Raw genomic sequence first — 20,452 nt, forward strand, 5'->3', positions numbered from 1 at the left:
CCTCCGGGGCTGTGGGGGCAGGGTGGGTTCGGGTCGGCTTCAGGCCGGCGTCCACAGCGCCGGCAGTTCGGGCAGCATGCGCAGGATGCGTGCCAGCTCGCCGCCGGCAACGAGCGCGGCCGCGTGCTCGATGTCGGGGGCGAGGTAACGGTCATGGTGCATCGGCGCCACCGTCTTGCGCAGCAGGGCATGCACCGATTCGAGCACCGACGAGCTGGTCAGCGGGCGCAGGAACTCGATGCCCTGCGCCGCCGCGAGCAGCTCGATGCCGAGGATGCGCGCGACGTTGGCGATCATCGGCTGCAGCCGGCGCGCGGCGAACGTGGCCATGCTGACGTGGTCCTCCTGGTTCGCGCTGGTGGGCAGGCTGTCGACGCTGGCCGGGTGCGCGATCGACTTGTTCTCGCTGGCCAGCGCCGCCGCGGTGACGTGCGCGATCATGAAGCCGCTGTTGAGGCCCGGGTCGGCGGCGAGGAACGGCGGCAGGCGCGAGACGCCGCTGTCGATCAGCATCGCGATGCGCCGCTCGGCGATCGCGCCGACCTCGGCGATCGCGCAGGCCATCGCGTCGCACGCGAGCGCGACCGGCTCGGCGTGGAAGTTCCCGCCGGACAGCAGGCTGCCGTCGTCGGCGAACACGAGCGGGTTGTCGGTCACCGCGTTGGCCTCGCGCAGCAGCACTAGTGCGGCGTGGCGCAGCTGGTCGAGGCAGGCGCCGACCACCTGCGGCTGGCAGCGCAGGCAGTACGGGTCCTGCACGCGGTCGTCGCCGTCCAGCATCTGGCTCTGCCAGTGCTGGGCGCCCCCCTCGGGGGGCAAACGGCGCGCAGCGCCGGGCTGGGGACGCATCTCCCGGTGCGAGGCGCGGATCGCGCTGCCCTCGAGCAGGCGGCGGTAGTACTCGGCGACGTCGATCTGCCCCGGCTGGCCGCGCAGCGCGTGGATGCGCGGGTCGAACGGCGCGTCGCTGCCGCGCGCGGCGTCGACCGTCAGCGCGCCGACGACGAGCGCGGCCTCGAGCACCGGCTCGAACGACAGCAGCGCGTGCAGCGCCAGCGCGGTCGAGGTCTGCGTGCCGTTGATCAGCGCCAGGCCTTCCTTGGCGGCGAGCGCCAGCGGCGCGATGCCGGCCTCGCGCAGCACCGCGGCGGCCGGGCGGCGCGCCCCGTCGACGAGGAAGTCGCCTTCGCCCATCAGCGCGAGCGTCATGTGCGCGAGCGGCGCGAGGTCGCCCGAGGCGCCGACCGACCCCTGGTTCGGCACCCACGGCACGATGCCGGCGTTGAACACCGCGAGCAGCGTGTCGATCACGAGCGGGCGCACGCCCGAGTGCCCGCGCGCAAGGCTCGCCGCCTTCGTCGCGAGCATCAGCCGCACGACGGGCGGCGCCAGCGGCTCGCCGACGCCGACGCTGTGCGAGCGGATCAGCCGCAGCTGCAGCGTCGCGAGGTCGCCCTCGCCGATGCGCGTCGACGCGAGCTTGCCGAAACCGGTGTTGACGCCGTAGACGGCCGCGTCGCCGTGCGCGGCGCGCTGCACGACCGCGGCGCTGGCCGCGATCGCCGCGTGCGCGGACGGCTCGAGCGCGAGCGCGACGCCGCCGGCGTGAATGGCCTGCAGGTCGTCGAGCGTGAGCCGCCCCGGGCGCAGCACGAGCGGCATCAGCCCTCCAGCATCGGCAGCTTCAGTCCGTGCTCGCGCGCGCATTGCCGCGCGATCTCGTAACCCGCATCGGCATGGCGCATCACGCCGGTGGCCGGGTCGTTCCACAGCACGCGCTCGATGCGCCGCGCCGCGGCGTCGGTACCGTCGCAGACGATCACGACGCCGGCGTGCTGCGAATAGCCCATGCCGACGCCGCCGCCGTGGTGCAGGCTGACCCAGGTCGCACCGCTGGCGGTGTTGAGCAGCGCGTTGAGCAGCGGCCAGTCGCTGACGGCGTCGCTGCCGTCGGCCATCGCCTCGGTCTCGCGGTTGGGGCTGGCCACCGAGCCGCTGTCGAGGTGGTCGCGGCCGATCACGATCGGCGCCTTCAGCTCGCCGCGGCGGACCATCTCGTTGAACGCGAGGCCGGAGCGGTGCCGCTCGCCGAGGCCGATCCAGCAGATGCGCGCCGGCAGGCCCTGGAAGGCGATGCGCTCCCCCGCCATGTCGAGCCAGCGGTGCAGGTGCGCGTCGTGCGGGAACAGCTCCTTCATCTTCGCGTCGGTCTTGCGGATGTCGTCCGGGTCGCCCGACAGGGCCACCCAGCGGAACGGTCCCTTGCCGCGGCAGAACAGCGGCCGGATGTACGCGGGCACGAAGCCGGGGAAGTCGAAGGCGTTCGTCACGCCCTGGTCGAACGCGACCTGGCGGATGTTGTTGCCGTAGTCGACGGTGGGCACGCCCATCGCCTGGAACTCGAGCATGGCCCGCACGTGCGCCGCGCAGCTGCGCGCGGCCGCCTCGCGCAGTGCGGCGTGCTGCGTGTCGTCGGCCTGCGCGGCCTTCCACGCCTCGACCGTCCAGCCCGCGGGCAGGTAGCCGTTGACGAGGTCGTGCGCGCTGGTCTGGTCGGTCACGAGGTCGGGCCGGATGCCGCCGGCCTTCGCGCGCTGGACCAGCTCGGGCAGCACCTCGGCGGCGTTGCCGAGCAGGCCGACCGAGACGGCCCGGCCCTCGGCGGTGTACCTGCGGATGCGCGCCAGCGCGTCGTCGAGGTCGGCCGCCTGCTCGTCGAGGTAGCGGCTGCGCAGGCGGAAGTCGATGCGCGACTGCTGGCACTCGACGACGAGGCACGACGCGCCGGCGAACACCGCGGCCAGCGGCTGCGCGCCGCCCATGCCGCCGAGGCCGGCGGTCAGGATCCAGCGGCCGGCCAGGCTGCCGCCGTAGTGCTGCCGGCCGGCCTCGACGAAGGTCTCGTACGTGCCCTGCACGATGCCCTGGCTGCCGATGTAGATCCAGCTGCCGGCGGTCATCTGCCCGTACATCATCAGGCCCTTGCGGTCGAGTTCGTGGAAGTGCTCCCACGTCGCCCATTTCGGCACCAGGTTCGAGTTGGCGATCAGCACCCGCGGCGCATCGGCGTGGGTGCGGAACACGCCCACCGGCTTGCCCGACTGCACCAGCAGCGACTCGTCCTCGCCGAGCTCGCGCAGCGCGCGCAGGATCGCCTCGTAGCAGTCCCAGTTGCGCGCGGCCTTGCCGATGCCGCCGTAGACGACCAGCGCGTCGGGGTTCTCGGCGACCTCGGGGTCGAGGTTGTTCTGGATCATGCGGTACGCCGCCTCGATCTGCCAGTTGCGGCAGTGCAGCGCCGCGCCGCGGGGTGCGCGCACCGGGTGCGGCTGGGCGTGCGAGTGGATCGCGGACAGGTCGGTCATGGCGCCATGCCTCCGGCAGCAATCGGTGGGGAGCCATCCTAGTTGTCTAGACAGGCTTAGGCAAGTACGATGACCGTCATGGTTTCCCCGCATCCGCTGCCGCCGTACGCGCGCGTCAAGCAGTTCCTGAAGGACGGCCTGGCCGCGGGCACCTGGCCGCCGGGCGCGCAGATGCCGTCGGAAGCCGAGCTGGTCGCGCGCTTCGGCGTCAGCCGCATGACGGTCAACCGCGCACTGCGCGAGCTGCAGGCCGAGGGACTCGTCGAGCGCAGCCAGGGCATCGGCACGTTCGCGGCCCGGCTGCACCGTGTCTCGAGCACGCTGACGATCCGCGACCTGCACGAGGAGATCGAGTCGCGCGGCCACCGCCACGAGGCGCGCGTGCACGTGCAGCGCGCCGAGACCGCGCCGGCGTCGCTGGCGGCGCAGCTGGGGCTCGCACCGGGTGCGCGCGTGTTCCACACGCTGATCGTGCACCTCGAGAACGGTGTGCCGCTGCAGTGCGAGGACCGCTACGTCAACCCGGCGTGCAGCCCGCGCTACCTCGACGCCGACTTCACCGCGACGACGCCGACGCAGGTGCTGTTCGAGACGACGGCACTGTGGCGCGCGCAGTACACGATCGAGGCCGCCACCGCGACCGCCGACGAGGCGCGGCTGCTGGGCATCGGCGCGCGCGAGCCGTGCCTGGTCGTCACGCGGCGCACGTTCACGCGCGACGCGGTGATCACGCTGGCGCGGCTGGTGCACCCGGGCACGCGCTACCAGCTGCAGGGAGACTTCCAGCTGTGACTTCCATGTCCGAGGGCCGGTCCGTCGCGCTGCTCGCCGACTGCCCGCCGCAGCCCTGGCGCAACGGCGGCGGCACCACGCGCGAACTGCTCGCGTGGCCGCCGGCGCGCGGCGCGCACGAGCCGTGGCGCCTGCGCGTCAGCGTTGCCGAGATCGCCGCCGATGGCCCGTTCTCGTCGTTTCCCGGCGTCGAGCGCTGGTTCGCGGTGCTGCGCGGCGACGGCGTGCGTCTGGCGCTGCCGTCGGGCGACGTGACGCTCACGCCGGACGACGCGCCGCTGGCCTTCGACGGTGAGGCGGCGCCGATGTGCCGCCTCGTTGCCGGACCGACGCGCGACCTCAATGTGATGGCGCGCCGTGGCGCGGGCGTGGCCACGCTGCGCATCGCGGCGCCGGGCAGCCGGCTCGAGGGCGACGTCGCGCTGCGCGCGCTGTACACCGACGCGGCCGCGCTGCTCGACGTCGACGGCCGCATCGAAGCGCTGGCCCCCGGCACGCTCTGGTGGTCCGATGTGCGCGACGCGGCGGCGTGGACGCTGCGCGAGGGCCGGCGCGCGTTCTGGCTGACGCTGGAGGATGCATGACCGACACCGACGCGATCCCGCCGCCCGCCGGCCGCACCCTCTGGCGCGGCGCGCGGCTGGCCACGCTCGCCGATCCCGCCGGCTGGGGCTGGATCGAGCGTGGCGCGATCATCACCGCGGGCGACGCGATCGCCTGGGTCGGCGCCGAGTCCGAGCTGCCGCGCGACGCCGGCGTCACCGCCGAAGTCGACCTCGGCGGCGCCGTCGTCACGCCCGGGCTGGTCGACTGCCACACGCACCTCGTCTACGCCGGCGACCGCGCGGCCGAGTTCGAGCTGCGGCTGCAGGGCGCGAGCTACGAAGCGATCGCGCGCGCCGGCGGCGGCATCCGCGCGACGGTGGCGGCCACCCGCGCCGCCGACGAGGCCACGCTGTACGCCGCCGCGCGGCGTCGCGCCCTCGCGCTGCGCGCCGAGGGCGTGACGACGCTCGAGATCAAGTCGGGCTACGGCCTCGCGCTCGAGCACGAGGCGCGCTGCCTGCGCGTGGCGCGCCGCCTCGGGCGCGAGCTGCCGCTCACGGTGCGCACGACGTGCCTGGCCGCGCACGCGCTGCCGCCCGAGTTCGACGGGCGCGCCGACGACTACGTCGACGCGGTGTGCGCGTGGCTGCCGGCGCTGCACGCCGACGGGCTCGTCGACGCGGTCGACGCGTTTTGTGAGCGCATCGCGTTCACGCCGGCGCAGACGCGGCGCGTGTTCGAGGCGGCGCGCGCGCTGGGCCTGCCGGTCAAGCTGCACGCCGAGCAGCTCAGCGACCAGGGCGGCGCCGCGCTCGCTGCGGCGTTCGGTGCGCTGTCGTGCGACCATCTGGAGCACCTGAGCGACGCCGGCATCGCTGCGATGGCGCGCGCCGGCACGGTCGCGGTGCTGCTGCCTGGTGCGTTCTACTTCCTGCGCGAGACGAAGCTGCCGCCGGTCGACGCGCTGCGCGCGGCCGGCGTGCCGATCGCGCTGGCGACCGACCACAATCCGGGATCGTCGCCGACGCTGTCGCCGCTGCTGATGCTCAACATGGCCTGCATGCTGTTCCGGCTCACGCCCGACGAGGCGCTGCGCGGCGTCACCGTCCACGGCGCGCGTGCGCTCGGCCTGCACGACCGCGGGCGCCTGGCCGCCGGGCTGCGCGCCGACTTCGTCGCCTGGGGCGTGGGCCACCCGCGCGAACTGGCCTACGCCTTCGGCCAGCGCCCGACGTGCCGGGTGGTGCAAGGCGGGCGCGAGGAGCCGCTGCGATGACCGCCGCGACGTTCACGCTGCGCCGCGGCCGCACGCCGCTGCTGGTGAGCCTGCCGCACGTCGGCACGCACGTCCCGCCGGCGATCGCGTCGCGGCTGGTCGACCGCGCCCGCGCGGTCGAAGACACCGACTGGCACCTCGAGGCGATCTACGCGCCGATCGCCGACGAACTCGGCGCGAGCCTGATCGTGCCCGTGCACTCGCGCTACGTCGTCGACCTGAACCGCCCGCCCGAGAACGCCCCGATGTACCCGGGCGCGAACAACACCGAGCTGGTGCCGACGCGCTTCTTCAGCGGCGATGCGCTGTACCGCGACGGCTGTGCCCCCGACGACGCCGACGTCGCCGCACGCCTGAACGCATATTGGCGCCCGTACCACGACGCGCTCGCCGCCGAGCTCGCGCGGCTGAAGGCCGAGCACGGCGTCGCGCTGCTGTGGGACGGGCACAGCATCAAGTCGACGCTGCCGTGGCTGTTCGACGGCACGCTGCCCGACCTCAATCTCGGCACCGCCGGCGGCACGAGCTGCGCGCCGACGCTGCGCGAGGCACTCGCCGGCGTGCTGCGCGGGCAGCACGCGTACACCCACGTCGTCGACGGCCGGTTCAAGGGCGGCTGGATCACGCGCCACTACGGCCGCCCCGGCGACGGCGTGCACGCGGTGCAGATGGAAATGTGCTGGTCGACGTACATGGACGAGCAGCCGCCGTACCGCATCGATCCGGCGCGCGCCGGGCGGCTGCGCCCGGTGCTGCGCGAACTGCTGCGCACGATGCTGGCATGGAGGCCGGGTGACTGAGCCGCTGCTGTGGGCGCCGCGCGCGTGGCTGCCCACGGGCTGGGGCGAGCGTGTGCTGCTGCGCGTCGGTGCCGACGGCTGCTGGTCCGAGGTGACGCCGGGCGTCACGCAGCCGCCGCCCGGCGCCGAAGTGCTCGGCGGCCCGCTGCTGCCGGGGCTGGTCGACGCGCACAGCCACGCGTTCCAGCGCGCCTTCGCCGGGCTCGCCGAACGGCGCGAGAGCGAAGCCGACGACTTCTGGAGCTGGCGCGACCGCATGTACCGCGTCGCGCTGCGCGTCACGCCGGCGCAGCTGCGCGCCGTCGCGGCGATGCTGTACCTCGAGCTGCTCGACGGCGGCTACACGCAGGTGTGCGAGTTCCACTACCTGCACCACGACGCCGACGGCCGCCCGTACGCCGACCCGCTCGCGACGTCGTGGGCGCTCGCCGACGCCGCGGCCGAGGCCGGCGTCGGGCTGACGCTGATGCCGGTGCTGTACGAGCGTGCCGGCTTCGCGCAGCCGGTGCTGCGCGACGACCAGCGCCGCTTCGCGACGACGGCGGCATCGGTGTGGCAGATGGCGCGCGCGATCGCCGCAAGCGGCCGGCCGGCGCTGACCGCGGGTGTCGCGATCCACTCGCTGCGGGCGGCGGCGCCGGCGTCGATCCACGCGCTGCGGCGCGCGGCCGCCGACTTCGACGGCCCGATCCACGTCCACGCCGCCGAGCAGACCGCCGAGGTCGACGACTGCGTCGCCGCGACCGGCGCGCGGCCGATCGAGTGGCTCGCGCGCGAAGGCCTGCTCGACGCGCGCTGGCAGCTCGTGCACGCGACGCACGCGCTGCCGGCGGAGATCGATGCGGTGGCCGCCAGCGGTGCCGGGGTGGTGATCTGCCCGACGACGGAGGCCAACCTCGGCGACGGCCTGCCCGACCTGCCGCGCTGGCTCGCTGCCGGCGTGCCGCTGGCCGTCGGCTCCGACAGCCACGTCACGCGCGACTGGCGCGAGGAGCTGCGCTGGCTCGACTACGGCCAGCGCCTCGTGCGGCGGCAGCGCAACGTCGCCGCCGCGCCGGCGCAGGGCCGCGCGTCGACGGCCGAGCGGCTGTTCGACGCCGTGCTGCGCGGCGGTGGGGCCGCCGCGGGGCAGCGCCGCTGGGGGTTGCAGCCGGGCGGGCGCGCCGACGCGCTGCTCGCCGACACGCGCGACCCGGCGCTCGCCGGCGTGCCGGCCGGGCGCTGGCTCGACGCCGCCGTGTTCTCCAGTCCGTCGCGGCCGTGGGCGGGCGTGCTCGTCGCCGGGCGCTGGGCCGTGCGCGGTGGCGTGCACCCGCGGCGCGAGGCCATCGTCGCCGGCTTCGAGGCGGCGATGCACGAGCTGTGGTGCGAACGATGAACGCGAATCGCCGGACCGGGCGCTGCGCGTGCCGGTTGGCGGTGTCGCGATGACGAGGAGCTGTCGATGACGGGTTGGCATCGTTCGACTGCTTTGGCCGCGCTGTCGATCGCGCTGGTGGTGACCGGCTGCGCGTCGGCGCCGGCAGGACCGACGCCCGAAGTGGTGGCGCTCGAACGGCGTCTGCAGGCGGCCGAAGCGCGGCTCGACTCGCTCGAACGCTTCGTCGCCGCGGTGCCGGCGCCGCCGCTGCGGCCGCGCGACGAGATCGAGGCGCACGTGCGCACGCTGGAGGCGCGGCGTGCCGAGATGCTGCTGCGCTATACGCCGGTGCACCCCGCGGTGCGCGAGATCGACCTGAGCCTGCGGCTGCTGCGGCTGCAGCTCGAGGTGCTCGACCAGGCCGCGAAGGCGCCGAAGTGAGGCCGTCGTCGTGCGCGCGCCGGGCGCTCAGCCCGCGACGCCCAGCGCCTGCTCGGCGCTGACGAACGGCAGCCCCTGCGCCTCGGCGACCGCGGCGCAGGTCACGCGGCCGCGGTGCACGTTGAGGCCGCGGCGCAGGTGCGGGTCGTCGACGAGGGCGCGCTCGCCCTTCGCGGCCAGCGCCAGCCCGAATGGCAGCGTCGCGTGGTTCAGCGCGTGGCTCGACGTCAGCGGCACCGCGCCCGGCATGTTGGCCACCGCGTAGTGCACGATGCCGTCGACGACGTAAGTCGGCGCGTCGTGCGTCGTCGGCCGCGAGGTCTCGAAGCAGCCGCCCTGGTCGATCGAGACGTCGACCAGTACCGCGAGCGGCTTCATCGCGGCCAGCATCGCGCGCGTGACGAGCTGCGGTGCGCGCGCGCCGGGCACCAGCGCGGCGCCGACGACGACGTCGGCCGCGCGCAGCTCGTCGTCGATCGCCTCGCGCGTGGCCAGCCGCGTGCGCACGCGCCCGCCGAACAGCTCGTCGAGCGCGCGCAGCCGCGGCAGCGTGCGGTTGATCACCGTGACTTCGCAGCCCAGGCCCACCGCCATGCGCGCCGCGTGCGTGCCGACGACGCCGGCACCGAGCACGACGACGCGCGCCGGTGGCACACCCGGCACACCGCCGAGCAGCAGCCCGCGGCCGCCGGCGGGCTTGCGCAGCGCGAACGCCGCCGCCTCAATCGCCAGGCGACCGGCGACTTCGCTCATCGGCGCGAGCAGCGGCAGGCCGCCGGCGGCGTCGGTCACCGTCTCGTAGGCCACCGCGGTGCAGCCGCTGTCGAGCAGCGCGCGCGTGAGCGCCGCATCGGGGGCCAGGTGCAGGTAGGTGAACAGGATCTGCCCCTCGCGCAGCCAGCGCCTTTCGTCGCCGAGCGGCTCCTTGACCTTGACGATCAGCGCGCACCCGGCCCAGACCTCCTCGGCGGTGTCGACGACGCGTGCGCCGGCGGCGGCGAAGGTGGCGTCGTCGGCGCCGATGCCGGTTCCGGCGCCAGCCTGCACCCACACCTCGTGGCCAGCCGCCACGTACTCACGCACGGCGGCCGGCGTCAGGCCGACGCGGTGTTCCTGCGGCTTGGTCTCCTTGGGCACGCCGACGCGCATCGTTGGTCTCCCGTACTTCGTCTCGCTTCCGCGAGGGCCCGAGTATGCTGCGGGCCAACCGCTGCCGCTGCCCCCGATGCGACTGTTCGACGCCGACGCCACCCGTGCCGCGCTGCCGTTCGAGCGGCTCGTGCCGGCGCTGCGCGAGATGTTCGCCGCTGGCTGCGCGGTGCCGCCGCGGCACGTGCACACGATCGGCGCCGACGCGGGGGCGGTGACGTCGCTGCTGATGCCGGCGTGGACCGCGCGCCACTACGGGGTCAAGGTCGTCAACGTCGCTGCGCACAACGCCGCGCGTGGCTTGCCGGCGGTGCACGCGACTTACACGCTGTTCGACGCCGCCACCGGCGCGCCGTGTGCGCTGATCGACGGCGACGTGATCACTGCGCGCCGCACGGCGGCGGCCTCGGCGCTGGCGGCGTCGTTCCTCGCGCGCGACGACGCGCGTCACCTGCTCGTCGTCGGCGCGGGCCGCATCGCGCGGCTGCTGCCGGCGGCGTACCGCGCGGTGCGCCCGATCGGGCGCGTCACGGTGTGGGCGCGGCGGCGCGACGCGGCGCGCGCGCTGGCGGCCGACTGGCACCGCGAAGGCTTCGACGCCGTCGCGGCCGACGACCTCGACGCCGCCGTCGGCGCGGCCCACATCGTCAGCTGCGCGACGCTGGCCGACGAGCCGCTCGTGCACGGCCGGCACCTGCGCGCGGGCAGCCACCTCGACCTGATCGGCGGCTTCACGCCGGCGATGCGCGAGGCCGACGACGACTGCTTTGCGGGCGCCGCGATCTACGTCGACACCGACGAGGCGCTCGCCAAGAGCGGCGACCTGCTCGCGCCGATGGCGCGCGGCGTCTTCGCCGCCACCGACGTGCGCGGCACGCTGGCCGCGCTGTGCCGCGGCGACACGCGCGGGCGGCGTTCGCGCGACGAGCGCACCGTCTTCAAGTCGGTCGGCACCGCGCTCGAAGACCTCGCCGCGGCGATCCTCGTCGACGCGACGGCGCGCGGCTGACCGCCCGAGCCGCCGCCGGTGCCCGCGCTGCGCCCCGATCCCGCCCGACCCCGAGAGCCCCGATGAGCCGACCGATGACGCTGACCGCCACCCACCGTTTCGAACCCGTCCGCACGGCGCTCGCCGCGGCGCTGCTCGCGCTGGCGCTGCCGTGCGCGGCGCAGAGCGCGATCACCGTCTACGCCGGTGCGCGTGCCGGCGGCGCGTTCACCGACGAGGTCGACGGCCGCACGCTGACGCTCGAGGGCGGCGCAGCCTGGGCCGCCAGCCTGGACTGGCCGCTCGGCGACGGCCGGCAGATGCAGCTGTTCGTCTCGCGCCAGCGCAGCGGCCTGCCCGGCTCGGCGTTCGGCGAGACGGGTACGGTCGCCGTCGACGTGACGCATGTCCACGTCGGTGGGCGCGTCTTCATCGACGGCGATGCCGCGAGGGGCGGTGCCTACGCCGTCGGCGGCCTCGGCGTCACGCACTTCTCGCCCGGCCTCGACGGGCTGACGAGCGAGACGCGGCCATCGATGAACGTCGGCCTCGGCCTGCAATGGCCGCTGGCGCCGGCGGTGGCGCTGCGCGCCGAGCTGCGCGGCCACGTGACGCTCGTCAACAGCCGCGGCGGCTTCTTCTGCTCGGGCGGATGCGTGGTGTCGATCAAGGGCGGCACGCTGACGCAGGCCGAGGCGCTGCTCGGCCTGTCGGTCGGGTTCTAGCGTGCGCGGCGTTCAGCCCAGCCCGAGCAGGCGCACCGCGTTGTCCTTCAGGATCAGCGGTTTGACCTCGGGCTTGAAGCCGGCTTCGTCGAAGTCCTTCATCCACCGCTCGGGCGTGATCAGCGGGAAGTCGCTGCCGAACAGCATGCGGTCCTTGAGCAGCGTGTTGGCGTACTGCACCAGCTGCGGCGGGAAGTACTTCGGGCTCCAGCCCGACAGGTCGATCCAGATGTTGGGCTTGTGCAGCGCGAGGCTCAGTGCCTCGTCCTGCCACGGCCAGCTCGGGTGCGCGATCACGATCTGCATGTCGGGGAAGTCGATCGCGACGTCCTCGAGCAGCATCGGGTTGGAGTTCTGCAGCCGCAAGCCGCCGCCGCAGCGCATGCCGCTGCCGATGCCCGAGTGGCCGCTGTGGAAGATCGCCGGCAGCTTGTGCTCGGCGATCACCTCGTACAGCGGCCAGGCCATCTTGTCGTAGGGCAGGAAGCCCTGGACGGTCGGGTGGAACTTGAAGCCCTTGACGCCATGCTCGGCGATCAGCCGCCGTGCCTCGCGCGCGCCCATCTTGCCCTTGTGCGGGTCGATGCTGCCGAAGGCGATCATCATGTCGGCGTTGGCCTGCGCCGCCTCGGCGATCTCCTCGTTCGGGATGCGGCGGCGGCCGAGCTGCGCCTCGCTGTCGACGGTGAACATCACGAGGCCGATCCTGCGCTCGCGGTAGTAGGCCACCGTCTCGGCGATCGTCGGGCGGCGGTTCGAGCGGAAGTACTTGTCGGCGGCGCGGTCGTACTCCTCGCCGTAGGCGTCGAACGGGTTCCAGCACGAGACCTCGGCGTGCGTGTGCACGTCGATCGCGACGAGATCGGCGACGTTCATGATGCAAGGCTCCCGGCGACGGCCGCCATGAAGTTCAGGATCGCAATTAAATCGGCCGGGCGGCGCGCGCGACGGCGGGGCCGGCCCGTGGCCGACGATCATCACGCAGCTTCGGGGCGCGGCCATGCGGGTAATCCCGGTGCCGGTCGGCGCGCCGGTAGTTTCTACTCTGAATTACTGTCCGCGAGCCGACCATGACCCCGTCCTTCACCCCCGCCACCGGCGTGCTGGCCGCGCTCGACCTGCTGCGCATCGAGATCGCCGGCGCGGTCGCGCACCTGCGCCTGATGCGCCCCGACAAGCGCAACGCGATCAACGACACGCTCGTCACGCAGCTGCACACCGCGTTCCTGCACTGGCCGGCCGAGGTGCGCGCCGTCGTGCTCAGCGGCGAGGGCCAGCACTTCTGCGCCGGGCTCGACCTGTCGGAGATGAGCGAGCGCAGCACGTTCGAGGGCGTCGCGCACTCGCGCATGTGGCACGCGACGATGGACGCGATCCAGTTCGGCCGCGTGCCGGTGGTCGCGGTGCTGCACGGTGCGGTGGTCGGCGGCGGGCTGGAGCTGGCCAGCGCGTGCCACCTGCGCGTGGCCGAGGCGAGCACGTTCTACGGCCTGCCCGAGGGGCAGCGCGGCCTGTTCGTCGGCGGTGGCGGCTCGGCGCGCGTGCCGCGGCTGGTCGGCGTCGCGCGCATGACCGACATGATGCTCACCGGCCGCGTGCTCGACGCCGACGAGGGCCAGGCCGCGGGGCTGTCGCACTACCGCGTCGGCGACGGCGAGGGCCTGGCCAAGGCGATCGCGCTGGCGCAGAAGGTCGCGTCCAACTCGCCGCTGTCGAACTTCGCCGTGATGCAGGCGCTGCCGCGCATCGCCGACCTGTCGCAGTCGGACGGCCTGTTCGTCGAGTCGCTGATGGCCGCGATCGCGCAGGGCGACGCGTCGGCCAAGCAGCGCATGCGCGACTTCCTCGAGGGTCGCGCGGGCAAGGTGGCCAAGTCGTGAGCGCCGCCGCGCCGCGCTACCGCGCCGCACGCGTCGGCGGCTGCCTCGAGGCCGTCGTCGAACGGCGCGCCGACGGCACCACGCTGCTGCGCTCGACCGAGCCGCTGCAGCCGTACCCGCCGCGCCTGACGGATCGCCTAGAGCACTGGGCGCGCGAGGCACCGCAGCGCACGTTCGCGGCGCGCCGTGGCCCCGACGGGCAATGGGTGCACATCGGCTACGCGCAGATGCTCGCGCGGGCACGCGCCGTCGGCCAGGCGCTGGCCGCGCGCGGGCTGTCGGTTGAGCGGCCGCTGGCGATCCTGTCGGGCAACGACCTCGAGCACCTGACGCTGTACCTCGGCGCGATGTGGATCGGCGTGCCGGTGGTGCCGGTGTCGCCGGCGTACTCGCTGATCTCGCAGGACTTCGGCAAGCTGCGCCACGTGCTGGCGACGACGACGCCGGGCCTCGTCTACGCCGCCGACGCGAGCTACGCGAAGGCGATCGCCGCCACGGTGGCCGCCGACGTCGAAGTCGTGCTCGGCGCCGGTGCGCTGCCCGAGCGTGCGACGACGCCGTTCGCGTCGCTGCTGGCCACGGCCCCCGGCGCCGAGGCCGACGCCGCGCACGCGCGCGTCGGCCCCGACACCGTCGTCAAGTTCCTGTTCACCTCGGGCTCGACGAAGCAGCCCAAGGCCGTGGTCAACACGCAGCGCATGCTGTGCGCGAACCTGCAGATGATCCGCCAGGCGTTTGCGTTCCTCGCCGACGAGCCGCCGGTGCTCGTCGACTGGCTGCCGTGGAACCACACCTTCGGCGGCAACCACAACACCGGCATCGTGCTCTACAACGGCGGCACGCTGTACATCGACGACGGCAAGCCGACGCCGCAGGGCATCGGCGAGACGCTGCGCAACCTGCGCGAGATCGCGCCCACCGTCTACTTCAACGTGCCCAAGGGCTTCGAGGAGATCGCCGCCGCGATGGAGCACGACGCGGCGCTGCGCGAGCGCCTGTTCAGCCGCGTGCAGGCCTTCATGTACGCCGGTGCCGGGCTGAGCCAGGCGGTGTGGGACCACCTCGAGGAACTCGCCGAGCGCACCGTCGGCGAGCGCATCCCGATGTTCACCGGCTTGGGCATGACCGAGACCTCGCCGGCGTGCACCTTCGCGCTCGGCACCGCCGTGCGCTCGGGCCACATCGGGCTGCCGCTGCCCGGCGTCGAGGCCAAGCTCGTGCCGATGGGTGCCGCCGCCGACGACAAGGTCGAGATCCGCTTCCGCGGCCCGAACGTGATGCCCGGCTACTGGCGCGCGCCCGAGCAGACCGCCGAGGCGTTCGACGACGAAGGCTTCTACCGCACCGGCGACGCCGTCAGGTGGGTCGACCCCGCCGACCCGCAGAAGGGGCTGCTGTTCGACGGCCGCGTCGCCGAGGACTTCAAGCTCGCCACCGGCACCTTCGTCAGCGTGGGCCCGCTGCGCGCGCGCATCATCGCGCTCGGCGCGCCTTGCGTGCAGGACGCCGTCATCACCGGGCTGAACCGCGACGACGTCGGCATGCTCGTGTTCCCGCGCCTCGACGAGTGCCGCAAGCTCGCCGGCCTGCCGCCCGAGGCGCCGGCGCCCGAGGTCATTCACCACCCCGCGGTGCGCGCGTTCTTCCAGCGCCTGCTCGACCGCCTGTGGGCCGAGGGCACCGGCAGCTCGACGCGCGTCGCGCGCGCACACGTGCTCGTCGAGCCGCCGTCGATCGACAAGGGCGAAGTCACCGACAAGGGCTCGATCAACCAGCGCGCCGTGCTGCAGCACCGCGCGGCGCTCGTCGAGGCCCTGTACGAGGGCGGCGACTCGTACCGCCTGCTGCCCACCGCGTCTTCCCCTGCGCCCGTGGGCGCACCGCCCGTGCGCTGAACCGCGCACGTTTCTTTCCTGACCGATCCATCCCCAGGAGACACGAGCCATGTCCATCCAGCGCCGAGAGTTCATCGTCGCCACCGGTGCCGCCGCGCTCGGTGGCTGGTCCACCGCCGCACACGCACAGACCGTCGACACGCTGAGGGTGATCTGCGGCTTCCCGCCCGGCGGCACCACCGACGCCGTCTCGCGCCGCGTCGCCGACAAGCTGCGCGGCACCTATGCAAAGAACGCGATCGTCGAGAACAAGCCCGGCGCCGGCGGGCGGCTCGGCGTCGAGGAGCTGCGCCGCAGCCCTGCCGACGGCAGCACGATGCTGCTGACGCCGGCCGGCATGATCACGCTGTACCCGCACATCTACCGCTCGCTGAGCTACGGGCCGAACGACGTCATACCGGTGAGCATCGGCGCTCGCATCGAATTCGGCTTCGGCGTCGGCCCGGCCGTGCCCGACAGCGTCAAGGACATCAAGGGCTTCCTCGAGTGGGCCAAGGCGAACCCGGCCAACGCCAACTACGGCTCGCCGGGCGCCGGCTCGCCGCCGCACTTCCTCGCCGCGCTGCTGGCCAAGGACAGCGGCGTCGACCTGCGCCACGTGCCGTACCGCGGCTCGGCGCCCGGCATCCAGGACCTGCTCGGCGGCCAGGTGAGCGCGTTCTCGTCGCCGGTGGGCGACTACCTGCCGCACCTGAAGACCGGCCGGCTGCGCCTGCTCGCGACCTCGGGCAGCGCGCGCTCGCGCTTCACCCCCGACGTCGCCACCTACGCCGAGCAGGGCTTCAAGGACCTCGTGATGGGCGAGTGGTACGGCTTCTTCATGCCCGCGGGCACGCCGGCCAACATCGTCAGCGCGGCGGCGCAGGCGATCCGGCAGGCCGTCGCGCAGCCCGACGTGATCGAGAGCTTCGCGCAGCTCGGCGTCGAGGCGGCGTCGAACACGCCGGCCGAGATGGCCGCCGCGGTGCGCAACGAGAACGCGCAGTGGGGGCCGATCGTCAAGAAGGTCGGCTTCACGCCCGAGGCCTGAGCGCCGCACCGGCAGGGCGAGGAGGGGCGTTGGCGCTCGACGAGTCCGGCAGCGCGTTGACCGCCGAGGCGGGGCCGCGTGCGCGCGGCCCCGCGCCGCTGGATGTGGCGTCGCTCGCGCACCTGGTCGGCTACCGGCTGTCGCGCGCCGCGGTGCCGGCGCGGCGCGTGTTCCAGCGCCACGTCGGCGCACCGCTGGGGCTGCGGCCGGTCGAGTTCTCGCTGCTGATGCTGCTGCTGGCCAACGATCGCGCGTCGCCGTCGCAGCTCGCGTTCACGCTGGACGTGACGCCGCCGAAGATGACCGCGCTCGTCGACCGGCTCGCCGAGCGCGGCCTCGTGCGCCGGCAGCGCAGCGCCGCCGACGGCCGCGCGTTCGACGTGCTGCTGACGCCCGCGGGCCGCACGCTCGTGCTGCGCGCGCAGGGCATCGCGCAGACGATGGAAGACGCCTGGCTCGCCGCCGCGCTGTCGCCGGCCGAGCGCGCGATGCTGCTCGAACTGCTGGGCAAGCTCGCGCGCGCCTGAGCCGCGCGCGTCGCGGGCGCGCCGCTCAGGCCGACTTGGCCAGCAGCGTGAAGTGCTCGACCTGCGGCGGCGCGGCGAAGAACGGGCCGACGATCGCGCGCCACTGCGCGAACAGCGGCCCGCCGCGAAAGTGCACCGTGTGGTCCTCGAGCGTGTCCCAGAAGATCATCAGCAGGTAGCGCTCGGGGCTCTCGACGCCCTTGTTGACCTTGAAGCCGCGAAAGCCCCGCGCCTTCGCGATGACCTCGGTCAGCCCGCGCTGGATCGCAGCGTCGAATTCGGCCTGGCGGCCCGGCTGGATGCGGATGTCGGCGACTTCGAGGATCACGTTCGGCTCCGGTGTGAACAGCGCTACACGCCCAGCCGCTGGCTGAGCTCGTCGAGGTCGAGCCGCGCCGAGTCGCCCTGCATCACGACCTGCCCCTTCTCGAGCACGATGGCGCGGTCGGTCTGCGCGAGCACGGTGCGCCAGTTGCGGTCGACGATCAGCGTCGCGATGCCGCTGGCGCGGATCTCGCCGATCACGCGCCAGATCTCGGCGACGATCAGCGGCGCCAGGCCCTCGGTCGCTTCGTCGAGGATCATCAGCTGCGGGTTCGTCATCAGCGCGCGGCCGATCGCGAGCATCTGCTGCTCGCCGCCCGACAGCTGCTGGCCGCCGTGGTTCAGGCGTTCGGCCAGGCGCGGGAAGGTGGCCATCACGCGCTCGAAGGTCCAGTCGCGGCGGCCGTCGGGGCCGGGGCGTGCCGTCATCACGAGGTTCTCGCGCACCGACAGGTTCGGGAAGATGCCGCGCCCCTCGGGCACGTAGCCGATGCCGCGGCGCGCCATCTTCTCGGGTGGCTGGTTCGTCGCGTCGGTGCCCTTCCACTGCACCTGGCCCTTGCGCGCGCGCACGTAACCCATCAGCGTGCGGATCAGCGTCGTCTTGCCCATGCCGTTGCGCCCGAGCAGGCCCACCGCCTCGCCGGGCGACAGCGTCAGGTCGACGCCGCGCAGGATGTGGCTGTCGCCGTAGTACGCGTGCACGCCGGTGGCCTGCAGCAGCGCCGCCATCAGTGGTCCCCCAGGTAGGCGATGCGCACCTGCGCGTTGTCGCGGATGCGCGCCGGCGTGTCGCTGGCGATCACCTCGCCGTTGACCATCACGGTGATGCGGTCGGCGACGCGGAACACGGCGTCCATGTCGTGCTCGACGAGCAGCACCGCGTGCTTCGCCTTCAGCCCTTCGAGCAGGCCGAGCATGCGGTCGGTCTCCTCGGCGCCCATGCCGGCGAGCGGCTCATCGAGCAGCAGCACCTGCGGCTGCGTGGCCAGGCACATCGCGATCTCGAGCTGGCGCTTGCCGCCGTGGCTGAGGCTGCCGGCGGGGCGGTCGGCGAGTTCCGCGAGCCCCGCGCTGGCCAGCGCGTCGCGTGCGACGGCACTCGCGTGCGGGCAGGTGTGCGCGGCCTCCCACAGCGCCCACGGGCGCGCTCGCGCGGCCTGCGCGCACAGGCGCGCGTTCTCGAACACGCTGAACTCGGGGAAGATCGTCGTGCGCTGGTAGCTGCGGCCGATGCCGGCGCGCGCGCGCCTGGGCTGCGACCAGCGCGTGACGTCCTCGCCGCGCAGCACGATGCGCCCGTCGCTGGCGGCGATCTCGCCCGAGAGCATGTTGATCAGCGTGCTCTTGCCCGCGCCGTTGGTGCCGATGACGGCGTGGATCTCGTCGAGCCTCCACTGTAGCGACACGTTGCTGACGGCCACCAGCCCGCCGAAGCGGCGCGTCAGCCCCTCGCAGGCGAGCACGACGTCGCTCATCGCTTCAGTCCCCGCAGGCGCGCGCCGAGGCCGATCAGGCCCTTGGGCAGGAACGCGACGAACAGGATGATCGTCACGCCCAGCGTCAGCTGCCAGTGGTCAGCGAGCCAGCCGACCAGCGAATGGGTCGAGAACAGCTCCTTGAGCAGCATGAACGCTGCCGCGCCGATCACGGCGCCGCGCAGGTGCCCGATGCCGCCGAGGATCACCATCAGCATCACGGCGCCGCTCTCGTGCCAACTCAGCAGCTCGGGGTTGACGGCGGCGTCCTTGACGGCGACGAGGAAGCCCGCGACGCCGGCCAGCGCACCGGCGAGCACGAACGCGGCGAGCTTGTACGCGTAGGTCGGGAAGCCGGCCGCGCGCATGCGCTGCTCGTTGACGCGGATGCCCGCCAGCGCACGGCCGAAGCGCGAGCGCAGCACGAGTGCGAGCAGCGCGTAGGTGCTCACGAGCAGCACGAGCGCGGCGTAGTAGCGCACCGGCTTGTCGGCGAAGTCGAGCGCGAGGCCCGGCAGCGCCAGCTCGGGGCGCACGTTGAGGAAGATGCCGTCGCTGCCGCCGCCGAGCTTGGTGTCGTGGAACACGAAGTAGGCCATCTGCGCGAACGCGAGCGTGACCATGATGAAGTACACGCCCTTCGTGCGCAGGCTCAGCGCACCGACGACGACGGCGTAGGCCGCCGCGGCGAGCACGGCCAGCGGCAGCAGCCGCCACACCGAGCCGGGGTCGTACTCGGGCGAGGCGAGCACCGTCACGTAGGCGCCGATGCCGAAGAACGCCGCGTGGCCGAGGCTGACCAGCCCGGTCTGGCCGATCAGCAGCTCGAGGCTGAGCGCAAAGATCGCGAAGATCATGATCTTGACGATCAGGTCCTGCTGGTACGGCGTGGCCACCAGCGGCAGCAGCGCGAGCACGAGCGCCGTCGCGGCGGGCACGAGCCAGCCGGGTGCGCGGGCGGTGCGGGCCTCAGGCACGGCGCGTGAGCAGCCCCTCGGGCCGCCAGATCAGGATGATCGCCATCAGCAGGTACACGCCGATGCCGCTGTACTCGGCGAAGAACACCTTGCCGAAGGTGTCGACGAAGCCCACCAGCAGCGACGCGACCAGCGCGCCGGTGATCGAGCCGATGCCGCCGATCACCACGACGACGAAGCAGATGATCAGCACGCTGCCGCCCATGCCCGGGTAGACGCTGGACATCGGCGCGGCGATCATGCCCGCGAGCGCGGCCAGCGCGACGCCGGCGGCGAACACGATGCGGTACAGCGTCTTGATGTCGACGCCCAGCCCGCGCACCATGTCGCGGTTGCTCGCGCCGGCGCGGATCATCATCCCCAGCCGCGTGCGGTTGACGACGAAGTACATCGCCGCGGCGAGCACGATGCACGCGCCCGACGCGAACAGCCGGTACACCGGGTACGTCATCAGCTCGCCCAGCGGGACGCTGCCGGCGAGCCAGCCGGGCACCGGCACGCCGTGCACGTCGTTGCCCACGAGCAGCGAGCGCGCCTCCTCGAACACGAGGATCAGCGCGTACGTCATCAGCACCTGCTGCAGGTGCTCGCGCTCGTAGAGGAAGCTGAAGAAGGCCCACTCGAGCACGAAGCCGAAGACGGCCGCCAGCACGACGCCGGCCAGCAGCATCAGCAGGAACTGGTCGGCGAAGTGCGGCGCGAGCACGAACGCCATGTACGCGCCGATCATGTAGAAGCTGCCGTGCGCGAGGTTGATGACGCCCATGATCCCGAAGATCAGCGTCAGCCCGGACGCGAGGAGGAACAGCAGCAGCCCGTACTGGACCGCGTTCAGGCACTGGACGAGGAAGGTCGCGAGATCCACGGCGACAAAAGAAAGGGCGGCAGGGGCCGCCCTT

General features: G+C 73.4%; 21 protein-coding genes. 12 read left to right on the forward strand and 9 right to left on the reverse strand.

Translation table 11 applies throughout. The features are described 5' to 3' along the window. Positions 1–39: 39 nt before the first annotated feature. Positions 40–1,662: a histidine ammonia-lyase gene (gene hutH / locus DRV96_RS06655; RefSeq protein ID WP_119289124.1), complete on the reverse strand. Its 1,623-nt coding sequence runs from the start codon at positions 1,660–1,662 to the stop codon at positions 40–42. Continuing rightward, positions 1,662–3,365 carry a urocanate hydratase gene (gene hutU / locus DRV96_RS06660; RefSeq protein WP_119289126.1) on the reverse strand — a complete coding sequence of 568 codons (1,704 nt, stop codon included), beginning with the start codon at positions 3,363–3,365 and terminating at the stop codon, positions 1,662–1,664. Before hutU ends, hutH begins: the two co-directional genes overlap by 1 nt. Before the next feature lie 78 nt (positions 3,366–3,443). Between hutU and hutC the strand changes: the two genes are divergently transcribed. The 6 genes from hutC (at position 3,444) to DRV96_RS06690 (ending at position 8,580) form a co-directional block, all read left to right on the forward strand. Continuing rightward, positions 3,444–4,157 carry a histidine utilization repressor gene (gene hutC, locus DRV96_RS06665; protein ID WP_119289128.1) on the forward strand — a complete coding sequence of 238 codons (714 nt, stop codon included), beginning with the start codon at positions 3,444–3,446 and terminating at the stop codon, positions 4,155–4,157. 5 nt (positions 4,158–4,162) lie between these two features. Beyond that, complete coding sequence (locus DRV96_RS06670; RefSeq protein ID WP_119289130.1) at positions 4,163–4,741, forward strand: HutD/Ves family protein; 579 nt, start codon at positions 4,163–4,165, stop codon at positions 4,739–4,741. Continuing rightward, positions 4,738–5,979 (forward strand): imidazolonepropionase, encoded by a 1,242-nt coding sequence (gene hutI, locus DRV96_RS06675; RefSeq protein ID WP_119289133.1) that lies wholly within the window; start codon positions 4,738–4,740, stop codon positions 5,977–5,979. The genes DRV96_RS06670 and hutI overlap by 4 nt, the downstream gene beginning before the upstream one ends. Then, positions 5,976–6,779: an N-formylglutamate deformylase gene (gene hutG / locus DRV96_RS06680; protein ID WP_119289135.1), complete on the forward strand. Its 804-nt coding sequence runs from the start codon at positions 5,976–5,978 to the stop codon at positions 6,777–6,779. The genes hutI and hutG overlap by 4 nt, the downstream gene beginning before the upstream one ends. Next, positions 6,772–8,157 carry a formimidoylglutamate deiminase gene (locus DRV96_RS06685; RefSeq protein ID WP_119289137.1) on the forward strand — a complete coding sequence of 462 codons (1,386 nt, stop codon included), beginning with the start codon at positions 6,772–6,774 and terminating at the stop codon, positions 8,155–8,157. The genes hutG and DRV96_RS06685 overlap by 8 nt, the downstream gene beginning before the upstream one ends. A gap of 66 nt (positions 8,158–8,223) precedes the next feature. After that, positions 8,224–8,580, forward strand: a complete 357-nt coding sequence (locus tag DRV96_RS06690; RefSeq protein ID WP_162910971.1) for a hypothetical protein — start codon at positions 8,224–8,226, stop codon at positions 8,578–8,580. Positions 8,581–8,607: 27 nt separating this feature from the next. Here the strand turns inward: DRV96_RS06690 and ald are convergent, their stop codons facing one another. Continuing rightward, positions 8,608–9,729, reverse strand: coding sequence for an alanine dehydrogenase (gene ald / locus DRV96_RS06695; protein ID WP_119289141.1), 1,122 nt, complete (start codon positions 9,727–9,729; stop codon positions 8,608–8,610). A 76-nt stretch (positions 9,730–9,805) separates the two neighbouring features. Between ald and lhpI the strand changes: the two genes are divergently transcribed. Continuing rightward, the gene (lhpI, locus tag DRV96_RS06700; RefSeq protein WP_119289143.1) at positions 9,806–10,738 is read left to right on the forward strand and encodes a bifunctional Delta(1)-pyrroline-2-carboxylate/Delta(1)-piperideine-2-carboxylate reductase; all 933 of its coding nucleotides are present in this window, start codon (positions 9,806–9,808) and stop codon (positions 10,736–10,738) included. Positions 10,739–10,800: 62 nt separating this feature from the next. Next, a complete protein-coding gene (locus DRV96_RS06705; protein ID WP_162910972.1) occupies positions 10,801–11,442 on the forward strand; it encodes a porin family protein in 642 nt (213 codons plus the stop codon). A gap of 12 nt (positions 11,443–11,454) precedes the next feature. Here the strand turns inward: DRV96_RS06705 and DRV96_RS06710 are convergent, their stop codons facing one another. Then, on the reverse strand, positions 11,455–12,318 hold the full coding sequence (locus DRV96_RS06710) for an amidohydrolase family protein (RefSeq protein ID WP_119289147.1): 864 nt from the start codon (positions 12,316–12,318) through the stop codon (positions 11,455–11,457). 194 nt (positions 12,319–12,512) lie between these two features. Here DRV96_RS06710 and DRV96_RS06715 point away from each other — a divergent pair, with 194 nt between their 5' ends. From DRV96_RS06715 to DRV96_RS06730, 4 genes are read left to right on the forward strand one after another with little or no spacing between them, the layout of a single operon-like run. Beyond that, positions 12,513–13,322 carry a crotonase/enoyl-CoA hydratase family protein gene (locus DRV96_RS06715; protein WP_119289149.1) on the forward strand — a complete coding sequence of 270 codons (810 nt, stop codon included), beginning with the start codon at positions 12,513–12,515 and terminating at the stop codon, positions 13,320–13,322. Continuing rightward, positions 13,319–15,217: a feruloyl-CoA synthase gene (locus tag DRV96_RS06720; RefSeq protein WP_119289151.1), complete on the forward strand. Its 1,899-nt coding sequence runs from the start codon at positions 13,319–13,321 to the stop codon at positions 15,215–15,217. Before DRV96_RS06715 ends, DRV96_RS06720 begins: the two co-directional genes overlap by 4 nt. A gap of 49 nt (positions 15,218–15,266) precedes the next feature. Further along, the gene (locus DRV96_RS06725; RefSeq protein ID WP_119289153.1) at positions 15,267–16,247 is read left to right on the forward strand and encodes a Bug family tripartite tricarboxylate transporter substrate binding protein; all 981 of its coding nucleotides are present in this window, start codon (positions 15,267–15,269) and stop codon (positions 16,245–16,247) included. 29 nt (positions 16,248–16,276) lie between these two features. Next, a complete protein-coding gene (locus tag DRV96_RS06730; protein ID WP_235823310.1) occupies positions 16,277–16,774 on the forward strand; it encodes a MarR family winged helix-turn-helix transcriptional regulator in 498 nt (165 codons plus the stop codon). Positions 16,775–16,799: 25 nt separating this feature from the next. On the opposite strand, the gene DRV96_RS06735 is transcribed toward DRV96_RS06730, so the two are convergent. The 5 genes from DRV96_RS06735 to DRV96_RS06755 are packed head-to-tail and all read right to left on the reverse strand — an operon-like array spanning position 16,800 to position 20,418. Beyond that, positions 16,800–17,102 (reverse strand): antibiotic biosynthesis monooxygenase family protein, encoded by a 303-nt coding sequence (locus tag DRV96_RS06735; RefSeq protein WP_119289155.1) that lies wholly within the window; start codon positions 17,100–17,102, stop codon positions 16,800–16,802. A gap of 23 nt (positions 17,103–17,125) precedes the next feature. Then, complete coding sequence (locus DRV96_RS06740; protein WP_119289157.1) at positions 17,126–17,830, reverse strand: ABC transporter ATP-binding protein; 705 nt, start codon at positions 17,828–17,830, stop codon at positions 17,126–17,128. Further along, complete coding sequence (locus tag DRV96_RS06745) at positions 17,830–18,576, reverse strand: ABC transporter ATP-binding protein (protein WP_119289160.1); 747 nt, start codon at positions 18,574–18,576, stop codon at positions 17,830–17,832. The genes DRV96_RS06740 and DRV96_RS06745 overlap by 1 nt, the downstream gene beginning before the upstream one ends. Continuing rightward, positions 18,573–19,553, reverse strand: coding sequence for a branched-chain amino acid ABC transporter permease (locus DRV96_RS06750; RefSeq protein ID WP_419187037.1), 981 nt, complete (start codon positions 19,551–19,553; stop codon positions 18,573–18,575). Before DRV96_RS06750 ends, DRV96_RS06745 begins: the two co-directional genes overlap by 4 nt. Further along, a complete protein-coding gene (locus DRV96_RS06755; protein ID WP_119289162.1) occupies positions 19,546–20,418 on the reverse strand; it encodes a branched-chain amino acid ABC transporter permease in 873 nt (290 codons plus the stop codon). Before DRV96_RS06755 ends, DRV96_RS06750 begins: the two co-directional genes overlap by 8 nt. Positions 20,419–20,452: the final 34 nt, after the last annotated feature.

Source organism: Azohydromonas sediminis, from assembly GCF_003574675.1.
GTDB lineage: Bacteria > Pseudomonadota > Gammaproteobacteria > Burkholderiales > Burkholderiaceae_C > Calidifontimicrobium > Calidifontimicrobium sediminis.